The organism is Salmonella sp. SSDFZ69 (assembly GCF_004010755.1).
Classification (GTDB): domain Bacteria; phylum Pseudomonadota; class Gammaproteobacteria; order Enterobacterales; family Enterobacteriaceae; genus Salmonella; species Salmonella enterica.
Map to the genome: position 1 here is coordinate 3,249,320 of NZ_CP034831.1, position 12,968 is coordinate 3,262,287.

The following is a 12,968-nucleotide window of genomic DNA, read 5'->3' on the forward strand; positions in this document are numbered from 1 at the left end:
TCGCTGCCGCAAGGCGCAATCGTTTGTCAAGGCTCAACTCCGGACGTTAACGTTATCGTGTAAAAAAAGATGTCGCGGGCAGTAAAAAGAAAAGAGTGCGCGCCGATATAGAACGTTACGGGTGACAGACGCCGAGTATAAAATATGTGAATAACTCTGGACGAAAAGTACGACACCCTACAGAATACATTTAGTATTTTTTCAGTATTTTCAAAAAGGTGAATCAGACCTGGTATCTGTTATCCGTTTTTGAGCCACGCCAGGCATCAACGTCATGAATAAGATCATCAAACGTTTAGAGATCATCAAAAGCGCCATTGAACTTGAGGACGAAGAGATTATCCGTCAGCAGCTCATCTACCTGAAAAATGAGCCGCAGGATGCCGTAATCAGCGCGATTGCCCAGGCGATTGAAGCTCGTCGATTCAGTGACGCCATGCAAGAGATCGCCGCCTGGCTACAGGCTCAACGGGCGCTCTCGACGTGGCAAGATCCCTCTATTGCCGCCAGTAAACTGGAGCTGAAAGCGCTTGAAGCCCAGCTTCGCGATCTGATTGACAAACGAAATGCGCGGGTACAAATCCTCGACGATTTCAACGACCTCTATCATCTGCGCCTCGGGCCGTTGATGAGCCGTATTCTGGAGTTGCGTAAACAGCTCGCGGTGAGTATGCAGCGTAAGCAAGAAGCCGAAATAAAACGCCGGGAAAAGGATTATCAATCCTGCCTGCAATTTATTTCCCAGGCCGTGGATCAACTGGCAACGCTAAAACAACAGTGGACAGGATTGAATGCCGCCTCGCGCGAAGCGGTGGGCATCCGTCAGCGAATCCAGCAGCAGACGGAGTTAATCACCGCGTTGCTGGCGGAAATTCGCGAGCTGGAAGCGGATTTTTCCCATCAGGACGACAGCGCATTCCGCCAGGCGCAGGAAAATGCGGAACAGGACTATCACCAGTACCGAGAGCAGCAGCAGGAAGCGCAATTCCGCTACGCCCGCGATCAACGTTTGTCGGCAGACGAACGCAGTGAATTAAAACGTTTGTGGCGTCAGGCCAGCCGCCTGTGTCACCCGGATGTGGTCGCCGATGAATTGAAAGAAAAAGCGCACCAGATGATGGTACAACTTAATCAGGCGCGGCAGAATGCCGATCTGGCGGCAATTCGCGCGTTATTGACGCAGCTGCAAAGCGGTCTGGAACCGATGATGGCAAGCGACAGGCTCAATAACCTGGAACATCTGCGCCATAAAATACGCCAGCTCCGCACGCAAATCGACGCGCTGTTGAAAGAGATAACGCAGCTGGAAACGGAAAACGCCTGGCGGCTCGCCTCTTCCGTTGCGGATAAGGAAGCCTATTTCTCCGAGCAGGAACGGGCGCTAACCGAAATTCGCAATACGCTGGAGGCGCAGGTTCAACAGGTGGAACAGGAACTTCTGGCAGGGTAGTCCATCATTCATCAACACATTGTCGGATGGCGCAAGCGCCACCCGACGAATCGCGGCATAAAGAGGGTAAGAGGGTCGCTACTGGCGCTGTAAAAGTAACGAACGGGCGGAGTCCGCCATGATCATCACCGCCCCTGCCAGCATTAACGTATCTTTTAATACCAGCCGCCCGGCGCCCGATAAATACGGAAAACCATAATGCGCATCGCCCAGCGGCATAACCCAGGCCTCCGGCGTGGTGATTAAAAACGACAGCGTGACAAATGGCGTCAGGAATGCCAGCACGCCGCCCGCCAGCCCTAACCAGCGGCTGACAGGGTTAGCCAGTACCAGCGCCGCGATAATCAATTCCACCACGCCCAGACCATCCGAAAACGCATACGTATTATTGGCCGTTTGCCAGGCGCGTTCCTCCGGTTTTAGTTCGCCCTCATGAGTCAGATGCTGACGATATTCTTCAGGATGTTCATAGAAAAAAGACATAAACGGACTGTTCGCCACAAACGGGGTAATACTGTCTGCCTCATAGGGCACAAATTTTAGTAGTCCAATCCAGATAAAAACGATGGCGATACTCAGGCGAATTAATGTTAATCCTAGCCGATCCCCCTGACTTAACAGACGAAGATATTTATCCATCTCAGGCTCTCCTTATTTATATAATATCGCAGTGGCGTAACCCGTATTATCAATACGCATGGACGTAATTTTCCATGACGACGCCTGTTTACTTTGCGCCAGTCTGGCAATAGCGTCTTCAAGCATTGACGGCGTTGCTGACACCGCAGAAACGCTGATATATTCAACGCCGGTTAGCGGCTGGGCGGAGGCGGAAAACGCCAGCGGCGCAGCCAATAATGAAGCAATAAGTGTGGTAACTTTTAACATCGAGATTTCCAGTCGTGGGTTATTTCAATGGTGTTATAATACGTTACGCCTGACTAAAGCCTTTTCTTTCAGACGCCAGCATATTTGTCCTGGCGTATTTTTATAGCCTGACAGGCCAAAAAAAGCCCTGATTAACAGGGCTACGTTATTTATGTTTTACTTAATGAGAGAGAAGAGATCGTTTAAAGACTCACTCATTGTAGGATGGGTAAATATCTGGTCGCGTAACACCGTATAAGGTAAATCTGCATCCATAACGGTTTTAACGATATTAATCATTTCATGAGAATCGACGCATAACAATGACACCCCTACAATACGCTGCGTATTCACGTCCACTACCGCTTTTAGTACGCCACGAGTATCGTTCATAACACGGGCGCGAGGGATCGCCGCCACCGATAATGTCACCACCTGCACCGTTGCGCCGCTTGCCCGCGCTTGTTCTTCCGTCAGCCCGACACGAGAGAGCGGCGGCGTCATAAAGACGGAATACGGAACATTCTGGCGATCGCGGGTACTGCGTTTGCCATCTCCCAATAACCCGTCGCGTACAATACGAAAATCATCCAGTGAAATATAGGTAAACTGCAACCCACCGGTAACGTCGCCCATCGCCCAGATATTGTCCGCCGTGGTACGCAGGTAATCATCCACGATGATCCCGCCGCGTTCGTTCACCGCCACGCCGGCGTTCTGCAACTGTAAGCCAGCCGTCGCCGGTTTTCGCCCCGACGCCACCAGCAGGGCATCCACAAGATGCGCGCCTTCCGGCGTTTCAACTTGTACCGCGCCCTCCTTTGAGGATACGGCCTGTACGTTGGCGTTTAAAATCAGCTCGACGCCCTTTTCCTGTAAAATGTGGGTAATTGCCTGCGCGATATCCTGATCTTCACGAGGCAGGAATTGCGGCGCTGCTTCAAAGATAGTGACCTTCGTACCGAAGTTGGCGAACATTGAGGCAAATTCAAGGCCAATATAACCGCCGCCTAAAATCCCCAGCCGCGCCGGACGCTGGCTCAGGCTGAGTAGCCCGGTGCTATCGAACACCCCTGCCGTCGTTGTTAAGCCCGTAATAGCCGGGATCACCGACTCTGCGCCAGTATTAATGAAGATCTTTTCTCCCCGTAACACCCGCTCGCCGTCCGCCTGAAATACCCGTAAGGTATGGTTATCAATAAACTCCGCCCTTCCCTCAATCACATCGACATTGTCCAGGTCGGCAAGATTATGAAAATTTTTGTCGCGTAAAAAATTTACGACCGCCGCTTTGCGTTGCATGGCGACAGAAAAATCGCCCTCACGTTCCGCGTCATGCACCAGCGTTTTCGTTGGAATACAGCCAATGTTGATGCAGGTTCCGCCAAACATACTCGCGGACTGTTCGATAATCGCCACGCGCCATCCCGTCTTCGCCAGAGTTGCCGCCAACGTTTTTCCTGCCTTGCCAAAACCAATAATGAGCGCCTGATACTGTGTCATCTTCTTTCTCCGCCAAATCACCATCTGTTTGTCAGGACAAGTATAAATAACGTCAAAAAAGACAGGGTTATCCGCAACGCGTCATTTTTTGTCTTATCGTCTAAATTGGCGGTTAGCAAAAAGAAGGGTAGAAATGACATTGAGTCCGAAATATAGTGATCAGAGACAGAAATGGTTATCCCTATTTTTGAAAAAGAATCTGTTCTGGAGTCTATATGGATGCGCTTAGTCGGCTATTGACGCTTAACGCCCCTCAGGGCTCAATCGACAAGAATTGCCCGTTAGGCGGCGACTGGCAGTTGCCGCACGCCGCTGGCGAACTATCGGTGATTCGCTGGCATACCGTTACGCAGGGCGAAGCGCAACTGGAAATGCCTACCGGCGACGCCATGACGCTTACGCCGGGAAAGGTGGTGATTCTGCCGCAAAACTCCGCCCACCGTTTGCGCCAGTCTGGCGAAGCACCGACACATATCGTGTGCGGTAGTCTACGTCTGCACACGACGTCACGTTATTTCCTTACCGCGTTGCCGGAAGTGTTATGTCTTGCCCCGCCGCCACATAGCCCCGCCAGTATCTGGCTTAACGCCGCCATTTTGCTGTTACAGCAGGAGTCAGAACACCATTTACCCGGCGCTGATGTCTTATACAGTCAGCAGTGCGCCACGCTGTTTACCCTCGCCGTTCGCGACTGGCTATCGCAGGCTGGCACGGCGAAAAGCGTGCTCAATTTATTGCTGCATCCCCGGCTGGGTCGCGTGATCCTTCACATGCTGGAAACACCGGCGCATCCCTGGACGGTCGAAACGCTGGCGCAACGGGTACACATGTCGCGGGCGAGTTTCGCCCAGCTATTTCGCGACGTGTCCGCTACAACGCCCTTAGCCGTGTTAACAACGCTGCGCCTGCAAATCGCCGCCCAGACCCTGTCGCGTGAAGCGCTGCCGGTGATGGTGATTGCCGAGTCGGTAGGTTATGCGAGCGAATCTTCTTTTCACAAAGCGTTTGTCCGTGAATTCGGTTGTACACCAGGCGAGTACCGCAAACGGGTCAACGCGCTCGGACGATAAACGTATACTGAACCCGCCTGCAGTTTGACGCCGCAGGCGGGCGACACACGTTAGCCGCAAGGCGACGATGCCTGCGCAGCCACATCAGCTTGTAGGCTGCCGGAATGATGAACAGCGACAGCAACGGCGCGGTAATACGGCTCATCACCTCAGAACCCGCGCCGGTCTCCCATAAAACAGGTAGCAGACCGGCGATAATCACCGCTACCGTCATGGCTTTTGGCCGCCCCCGGAGCACCGCCCCGTGATAAAGCGCCTCATCGAGCTTTTCTGCCGAAAAGGTGTTGGGAGCTTGCACTTTGAAGGCCGCGCCTGCTGAATCACCGGCGATCCCATCATGCTGCGCAGAGCGATCAGTAATTTACTCTCAAATACGATGCGCTATACGCCGCCGGGTAAAACCATTACTCTTCAGATAAAAGAAGCGGACGACCAGATACATATTATTGTTGAAAACCCCGGTACGCCAATCGCGCCGGAACATTTGCCGCGCCTTTTCGATTGTTTTTATCGCATTGATCCCTCCCGCCAGCGTAAAGGGGAAGGCAGCGGTATAGGCCTGGCAATTGTAAAATCCATCGTCACTGCGCATCAGGGAAAAGTTTCTGTCGCCTCCGATACGCGCGCTACTCGTTTTATTTTGACATTACCCAAACACCTCCGTTGAACTGTAGCGATAGTGAAAGGCGCTATCACTAGACAGCAAAATAATCTGACATCATCGTCATTATCCCGTCACGCGCCAGACCCAATGACTGTTTTATTATTTCTCTTCTTAACCCACACCGGAGAAATAAGATGAATAAGTTTACATCCCTTTTAGCTGTCGTTTTTTTATTTCAGCTGGCGTAAAAGCCGCAGAGAAAATGGAATCCCGCCAATTATCCGCCACGGCGCATGAGATGATGAATAACGGTGACGCCTTCGCGCATCAGCAAATGGCTCAGACACAGAAACCCAGCGCCCCGACTACTGTGGAAAATGCGACACCCTTTTCTGAAATGGACGACTATGAAAAAGCAATGGTCATCCATCAATCGATGAATAATGCCCATTCTTTCTCCCACGAGATCCAGGCTGAGGAGTACCATAAACAGATTAAACGCAATTAGTTATTTGCATATTAGCGTCACGTACAGCGGATGGCGCAACGTCGCCGCCGCAGAAGCTTACGGATTAACATAATTTTGAGAGGTTAAATGGCGCGCCGTGCAGGATTCAAACCTGCGACCCACGGCTTAGATGTTTCTGGAACTACTTGAGCTAACAACAAGTTATCCCATTACTACGGCACTCACACTCGCCCCATCTTCGAAAAACATGCAAAGCCTTGCAAGCCGATGCAAAGCTTTGTGTGTCCCGTTTTTGTCCCAAACTACTTAGCAATCAGTAGCCCCAATTGATCGGTAACAACGATCAATTAATAAGATAACAATAAGTTTAAACTATCAAATATCACATTATTGATCGTTTATATCGATCAAACCAATTTGTAGTGCTACACTCCAGACCTTTCCGAATCCGCTGATTTTCATAATGTTGAAGTTATTCGCTAAGTACACATCGATCGGTGTTCTTAACACGCTTATTCATTGGGGCGTATTTGCTTTTTGTGTGTATGGGATGCATACGCATCAGGCGTTGGCGAACTTTTCCGGTTTTGTTATCGCTGTATCGTTCAGCTTCTATGCCAATGCGCGCTTCACCTTTAACGCCAGCACCACCACGCTTCGCTACATGATGTACGTGGGATTTATGGGAACACTGAGCGCTGTTGTTGGCTGGATGGCTGACAAATGCTCCTTGCCACCACTCCTTACTCTTATCACCTTTTCAGCTATCAGCCTGATATGCGGATTCATTTATTCAAAGTTCATTGTCTTTAGGGATGCGAAATGAAAATCTCTCTTGTCGTTCCAGTTTTTAATGAAGAAGACACGATACCGATTTTCTATAAAACGGTACGTGAGTTTAATGAACTAAAAGAATATGAAGTGGAGATCGTTTTTATTAATGACGGAAGCAAAGATGCAACTGAATCAATAATTAACAAAATAGCTGCATCTGATCCGCTCGTTATTCCGCTTTCGTTTACGCGAAACTTCGGTAAAGAACCTGCTCTTTTCGCGGGGCTCGACCACGCAACCGGGGATGCGGTCATTCCTATTGATGTCGATTTACAGGATCCGATAGAAGTAATCCCCCATCTCATTGAGAAGTGGCAGGCTGGCGCAGATATGGTGCTGGCTAAGCGCTCAGACCGCTCAACTGACGGGCGCATGAAGCGTAAGACAGCTGAGTGGTTTTATAAGCTGCACAACAAAATCAGCAATCCGAAAATCGAAGAGAACGTTGGCGACTTTAGGTTAATGAGTCGTGAAGTTGTCGAAAATATTAAATTAATGCCCGAACGCAACTTGTTCATGAAGGGTGTGCTGAGTTGGGTTGGGGGACACACTGATGTTGTGGAGTATGCGCGCGCGCAACGTGTGGCTGGCAACACTAAATTCAACGGATGGAAGCTATGGAATCTGGCGATAGAAGGTATAACTAGCTTCTCAACTTTTCCTCTGCGTATGTGGACCTATATCGGTCTGGTTGTCGCAGGAATGGCTTTTATTTACGGGGCGTGGATGATTTTGGATACGCTCGCCTTCGGAAACCCAGTAAGAGGATATCCTTCATTACTCGTCTCCATACTTTTCCTTGGAGGGGTGCAGTTGATAGGGATAGGCGTGCTGGGAGAATATATTGGCAGAATTTATATTGAAACCAAAAAACGTCCAAAATATTTACTTAAGGATATTAAAAAATGACCAAAAAGGGGCTTTCGGTAATATTAGTTTTTTTGATATTTTCATATATTTTTACCGCATTAAGCTATAAATTTATCCCAAGCTCTGACAGCATGAGTGGTATTTTAGAGGCTGCTGACATTGCAAACGGAAACATAACACTAAAAGGATGGTACTTATCTACAGTAACTTTCTATTTTACTGACTTAGTCTGGTTTGCTCTTGCTATAAAGCTTTTTGGTTATTCTGAATGGATAACATACGTTATACCTGGATTAATGGCTGGTAGCCTGTTCGCTTCATGCTATGCACTGGGAACAATTTCTGGCTACAAAAAAGCATGGGCTTTGCTACTGTTCCTTGCTTTCCCTGGTGCTGCTGTCAGTTACATGCTTTCTGTAGCGATAATCCATGTCCCTACATATACTTATATCGTTGTTTCATATATATTAATTGATTTTTATTGTCGCAGAAGAAATAGATTATATTTATTTCTATCATCAATAATCGCATCTTTAACGATATTTAGCGATGATATAACAATATATTTATTTTTTTTGCCAATTGCATTGAGCTGTTTTATAGCCAATGAAAATGCAAAAGATAAATTTGTAATATTTTCGTCTTTGGTTTTTTCGTATTTTTTATTCAAGTTAATCTTACATTTTACTAACTCGGCTGATTTTTTTTATTTGCCAGGGGTTGGTTCGCCTACATTTGTTAGTTATGACAAGTTAACTTTTAACATCTCGCTACTTTTTAAAGGGCTTTTGATATTATTCAACGCTGATTTTTTTAGTAAAATAATCAGTTCACCTGAAGGAATATTCTCTTCTTTAAAATTCACATCATTAGTTATATTTTTTATACTTTTAATTTCTTCGCTTATAAAAATAAGAAAGTTTAGTCTCGTTGACGCCGCGCTATTGATAGCATCTCTTATTATGATTCCTGCATATGCCTTAAGCGATAAACCAGTGGATGAGGGTACAACAAGATATTTAATTCCTGTCATTATTTTTGGTTCAATTTTCTTATGTCGAAATGCGAATGTACCAAAGATATCAAATATAGTTTTATGGTTTTTTTCAATTTCAATTTCTGCTTATTCATTAATATATGTAAATCAGCCTGATTTCTTATTTCGCAATGACAGAACCACATCAAAATATAGGCTTATATCTAATTTTTTGACTCAACACAACTTATCTAATGGATATGCAACATTCTGGAATGCGGCAGCGGTGAGTGTGGAAAAGAAATTCAATATAGCCCCTGTTAACATCGACATAGAAAATAAAAAAGTTTTGCCATCTTTTTGGTTAACAAAAATATCATATTTTAACAATGGAAATAACTTTTTCATTGTTGATAATGACCAACAAAAAAAAGTCATAGAAGAATTATATGGCAAACCAGAATTAACATATATGGTGTGGGATTCCCCCATCCTGGTTTACAGTCATTCTATTAATATTTATGATGGCGATATAGAAGGAAGTGCCAATGTAGTAAAAAGTGACTTCAAGGTTGGGGACAATAATCAAATATGCAATGCTGGCGTACAAGGCATGGTTGCATATGGGCCCTATAAGACTCTTGGTCGTGGGTGGTATTCTTTAAAAATTAATGCACATGGCGATCAGTATGAAGCATTAATTTTTTCTTATATAACAGGAAAAAAAATCAAGATGTCTGAGAATAAATATAAAAATGGTTCTTATATTTTCGAAATAAACGAAGATATGCCATCTGCAGAAATACAGTTATTCGCTCAAAAAGATTCAAATGTATGTTTTGAGTCATACTCACTTCAGCATATAAAATAATAAAGTCATGGAAAAGCGTCAGTAACTAATACAGGCGCTTTTTGTCTATAGAAAACTCATGCTGTTAAGCGGGTTTTGGTTGAAATGTTCCGAAAATCGGAATAGTTATTCCACACCAGCGCTATGAATTAGATGGCGAAGAACATGCTGTAACCCCCTACTATAGTAGCACCTTCAGATTGAACATACATGGTACCAATCTTATATAATTGCCTGGCGTCGAACGCCCCGATAAGTACCGTACCAGTAGTTGCCGTCGATTATGTCTGGCGAGCGCCGATAACTTTCATGCCGCCTACTGAACAAGATGTTACCACATTAAGAGAGGAGACCAGCGATTACGATATTGCATCTGTTTTCGACACGTAGTCGTTCTCAATAGAAGAGGCGAAAAAACACCAAGCCACTTGATGGCGTTTTTTATTAGAGGCAATAAATGTCGGCTTTGGCAATGAAGGTTTTGAAATGCTAATCGCAGGAAATGTCAGCATCACCAGTGCTACTCTTACTTCTATTGCGTGTGATCTGAAAAAGAATATTAATGGTGACGGCTTTGACACGCCATATGATCCAGCAGGCTTCCGCAGATGTGTCTGGCTTGTTCAGCAGTCTCCAGAATCAGGGATACATCCGAAAAACGTCAAAATGAGTTCCGGAATTCAAAGATGCCCTCAGTAAATCGGACTCCCTCGTTGCGCTGTTAAAGTCTGAAATGGAGACACGCAGGAATGTAGCACCAACAACTCGCTAGAGAATCAAAAAGCTGAGCCAGATGCCCCCGGAATCACACAGCCTCACACTTGATGATGCCTGTGTATTTCTTCAAGTTACCAAACCTATCGCTACTAACTGGATTCACACAGGCTGTCTGTAAACATCATGTAAAGATTCCGCCAAGTCAGTCAATAGGTATGCATAAATTTAACCGAACACGCTAAGCAAATAGGCGTAATATTGAACGATTGTGTCCCAGCTTCCCCACAATGAAAGAGCAGAGAAAATAAAAGAAATGTAATTTGTTGATTTTTAGATGGCGCGCCCTGCAGGATTCGAACCTGCGACCCACGGCTTAGAAGGCCGTTGCTCTATCCAACTGAGCTAAGGGCGCCTTGTGAAGTGAAGACTTCGTGTAGACGAAACGCGAGAATTATACGGTCAGGCACTCCTGAGTCAATGGCTTTTGTTCTGGTTGCTGACTAAGTGTACGAATATCGTCTTTTCTGGCGCAATGCCAGGTTCCAGGAAATCGCCTGGACACATCTCAGCACGCATAAAGTGGGAATTAAGGCCGCCAGTATTTAGAAAATCAATAAGTTTCTTTAATATTTCACCATGATTCACCTGCCGTGTAGGATATTTTTTATGCTGCGTATCGCTATTAAGGAACAAAACAGTCACTTTGAGCATGGTTTGAAAATCATCATGACGCGTCTGGCGAATCAATGGCAGCAGAAAATTGACTTTCTGCCGCCAGAAGAGATAGATAATGCCGATATCGCTTTTCTGGCCCTGGATGATGATTGGTTCAGCGCAGGTTGTTACCAGATACCTATGCATACCCAACATCAGCTACGGGTGATTATTTGTAATAAATGCGATAAAGAAAAGCTCATGTTCAGACCATGCCTGTATATGCTGCCGCATATTTATCGGGAAGATGATGTTGAAGAAATTACCCGGAAAATGATATTGATCTTACATAAGCGAGCGCTTCGACATAGCGTCCCTTCTGGCATTTGCCACTACTGCACGACTCGTCATTTTTCAGTAACAGAACGTCACCTGTTAAAACTGATCGCCAGCGGTTATCATTTAAGCGAAACGGCCGCTTTACTTTCACTTTCTGAAGAGCAGACAAAGTCACTCCGCCGGAGCATTATGCGAAAATTACATGTTAAAACGGAGCAGCAGTTTTTAAAATATATTAGAGTTAACCTTCATTTCTTACTCAGTAAGTAAACTCACTTAACTTTTTACAAGGCTTACGAAATATCTCACCAATAATTAAGTAACGATACCTACAGGCATTTTTTTAACGCTGCCACAATGATGCCCATAATATCCTGATAGATTCAGGGGTCGAAAATATATGGCTGCATCATAAATGCCTGGAGGAGTGTTTGGTGGCACAGGGTACTTTATTAAAGGAAAGGATAAATCCCCCACACCTGGCGTCTTCGCCCACACGTCATTCATATCTCAACAGCGAATTGTTAAAATCTGAGCCAATCGTTAATCTCTCAACTGCGCAATTAATCGGCTATGAGGTCCTGACGCAACTTCCGTCAGAACATGATAGCGAAGTTTTTTTTCAGCAGTTAATGCTGATGGAAGGCATTGAAACATCAGAGCAACGAAGCATTGCTTTTTACGCTGGTGCAACGATGGAACAAGGTTATTTATGGCCAGCCATATTACCAGATATATATTAGAGCAATGGAAAAAGCAGGATGCGCAGCGTACCACGCAGGGAAAGACACCGCCGTTTAAGAAATGCCAAAGACTGCGCCTGCCGTTATCACTCTCCAACGCCGCAGATATTTGATCGCCTTGAGTTACTGGACCAACAGCTTAATTATGCCTTGCCGGTTGGTATCATTTCCCAGGCAATAATTACAACTGATAACTACCTCGGCTATTCATTGAGTCACTACTTATTTTCCGGAAAACGTACTGCTGCATTCCGCTCATTAGATGACATTTCTTTGTGGATTGAAAAGGGGTCGCTCAGACAACTGATTGTAGATATGGAGGCGCTACCTGTCTCCTGTATTGAGGCGCTTAACCAGCTACGCGCGCTCAGTTGGCAACAAAGCGATATCCAGATTTACCTGCTGGTATCAGATAAAACCCCCGCTATAACACAGTTTATCCGTATGGCTGGGCGTTTTTTTGTTCTGTCACGACAACAAAACCTGGCCTCAGTACGCGAAGCCTTGTTATCAGCCGCCAAACCTCGCTTATCGGAAAGCTTTAGCCGTACTGACTGGTTGATGATTGAAACTTTAGCGCAAGGTGCCTCTTTAAAAGAAATAGCACGTCAGCAAAGCGTACCTTATCATCGTGTAGTTTACCGGCTTAAACAACTTATCACCCTCCTTAACCTTCCCCACAGGCAAAGCTTTCTTCGGCTGATCCAGCAGTTAAACGTTACTTTCCACGACATTTTTTAACGAACTAACGTTTTGGTGAATAAGATTTTTTAAGAAATTACTTATTTTCACTTCCATTAAATGTAAATATTTCACATAAAATTAATATTTACAACTCGTCCTGGTAAGCGATAAAAATTTTTTTCTTACATCGCCCCCTGTCCCTCCTCGTTTTTTGAGGTCTCCAGCGTCAACATCTTTCTGTTATTACATAACAAATACTAAACAATTAGTCTTTCATATTATTTTTATACTTAAAAACAACAGTTTAAACTGTTCAATGTCAACTCCAAAGAAAATAG

The 12,968-nt window shown here is 45.5% G+C and carries 12 protein-coding genes, 1 tRNA gene and 4 pseudogenes; 12 read left to right on the forward strand and 5 right to left on the reverse strand.

Translation table 11 applies throughout. From position 1 onward, the window contains the following. The first annotated feature begins 274 nt into the window (after positions 1-274). Positions 275-1,450 (forward strand): DnaJ family molecular chaperone, encoded by a 1,176-nt coding sequence (locus tag EOS98_RS16255; protein WP_001033456.1) that lies wholly within the window; start codon positions 275-277, stop codon positions 1,448-1,450. A gap of 78 nt (positions 1,451-1,528) precedes the next feature. Here the strand turns inward: EOS98_RS16255 and rclC are convergent, their stop codons facing one another. From rclC to rclA, 3 genes are all read right to left on the reverse strand, one after another. Continuing rightward, a complete protein-coding gene (gene rclC, locus EOS98_RS16260; protein ID WP_000362177.1) occupies positions 1,529-2,089 on the reverse strand; it encodes a reactive chlorine resistance membrane protein RclC in 561 nt (186 codons plus the stop codon). Positions 2,090-2,101: 12 nt separating this feature from the next. Then, positions 2,102-2,338 (reverse strand): reactive chlorine resistance periplasmic protein RclB, encoded by a 237-nt coding sequence (gene rclB / locus EOS98_RS16265; RefSeq protein ID WP_000922172.1) that lies wholly within the window; start codon positions 2,336-2,338, stop codon positions 2,102-2,104. A gap of 156 nt (positions 2,339-2,494) precedes the next feature. Further along, positions 2,495-3,820, reverse strand: coding sequence for a reactive chlorine resistance oxidoreductase RclA (gene rclA / locus EOS98_RS16270; protein WP_023261318.1), 1,326 nt, complete (start codon positions 3,818-3,820; stop codon positions 2,495-2,497). A gap of 215 nt (positions 3,821-4,035) precedes the next feature. On the opposite strand from rclA, the gene rclR reads away from it, so the two are divergent. Beyond that, complete coding sequence (gene rclR / locus EOS98_RS16275; protein WP_000339621.1) at positions 4,036-4,890, forward strand: reactive chlorine-specific transcriptional regulator RclR; 855 nt, start codon at positions 4,036-4,038, stop codon at positions 4,888-4,890. Positions 4,891-4,954: 64 nt separating this feature from the next. Here rclR and EOS98_RS24625 read toward each other — a convergent pair. Next, positions 4,955-5,179, reverse strand: a pseudogene (locus EOS98_RS24625) (hypothetical protein); the annotation flags it as partial. A 3-nt stretch (positions 5,180-5,182) separates the two neighbouring features. Between EOS98_RS24625 and EOS98_RS16285 the strand changes: the two are divergent. The 7 genes and pseudogenes from EOS98_RS16285 to EOS98_RS24900 form a co-directional block, all read left to right on the forward strand. Then, positions 5,183-5,557: pseudogene (locus EOS98_RS16285) on the forward strand (ATP-binding protein); the annotation flags it as partial. Between the two features lie 199 nt (positions 5,558-5,756). Next, complete coding sequence (locus EOS98_RS16290) at positions 5,757-6,002, forward strand: copper-binding protein (RefSeq protein ID WP_225741088.1); 246 nt, start codon at positions 5,757-5,759, stop codon at positions 6,000-6,002. A gap of 424 nt (positions 6,003-6,426) precedes the next feature. Further along, complete coding sequence (locus EOS98_RS16295; protein ID WP_000915520.1) at positions 6,427-6,789, forward strand: GtrA family protein; 363 nt, start codon at positions 6,427-6,429, stop codon at positions 6,787-6,789. Then, the gene (locus EOS98_RS16300) at positions 6,786-7,706 is read left to right on the forward strand and encodes a glycosyltransferase family 2 protein (protein WP_000703644.1); all 921 of its coding nucleotides are present in this window, start codon (positions 6,786-6,788) and stop codon (positions 7,704-7,706) included. The genes EOS98_RS16295 and EOS98_RS16300 overlap by 4 nt, the downstream gene beginning before the upstream one ends. Continuing rightward, positions 7,703-9,514, forward strand: a complete 1,812-nt coding sequence (locus EOS98_RS16305) for a hypothetical protein (protein WP_000162128.1) — start codon at positions 7,703-7,705, stop codon at positions 9,512-9,514. The genes EOS98_RS16300 and EOS98_RS16305 overlap by 4 nt, the downstream gene beginning before the upstream one ends. A 436-nt stretch (positions 9,515-9,950) precedes the next feature. Next, positions 9,951-10,265: pseudogene (locus tag EOS98_RS25130) on the forward strand (hypothetical protein). 21 nt (positions 10,266-10,286) lie between these two features. Next, positions 10,287-10,385 (forward strand): annotated as a pseudogene (locus tag EOS98_RS24900) (DNA-binding protein); the annotation flags it as partial. Between the two features lie 160 nt (positions 10,386-10,545). Here EOS98_RS24900 and EOS98_RS16325 read toward each other — a convergent pair. Further along, positions 10,546-10,622 (reverse strand) — tRNA-Arg (locus tag EOS98_RS16325). A 254-nt stretch (positions 10,623-10,876) separates the two neighbouring features. On the opposite strand from EOS98_RS16325, the gene fimW reads away from it, so the two are divergent. From fimW to fimY, 3 genes are all read left to right on the forward strand, one after another. Beyond that, positions 10,877-11,473, forward strand: coding sequence for a fimbria biosynthesis transcriptional regulator FimW (gene fimW / locus EOS98_RS16335; RefSeq protein WP_001523348.1), 597 nt, complete (start codon positions 10,877-10,879; stop codon positions 11,471-11,473). Between the two features lie 161 nt (positions 11,474-11,634). Beyond that, entirely contained in the window at positions 11,635-11,946 is a 312-nt protein-coding gene (locus EOS98_RS16340) for a hypothetical protein (protein ID WP_000226492.1), read from the forward strand. A gap of 18 nt (positions 11,947-11,964) precedes the next feature. After that, positions 11,965-12,687 (forward strand): fimbria biosynthesis regulator FimY, encoded by a 723-nt coding sequence (fimY, locus tag EOS98_RS16345; protein ID WP_001258108.1) that lies wholly within the window; start codon positions 11,965-11,967, stop codon positions 12,685-12,687. Positions 12,688-12,968: the final 281 nt, after the last annotated feature.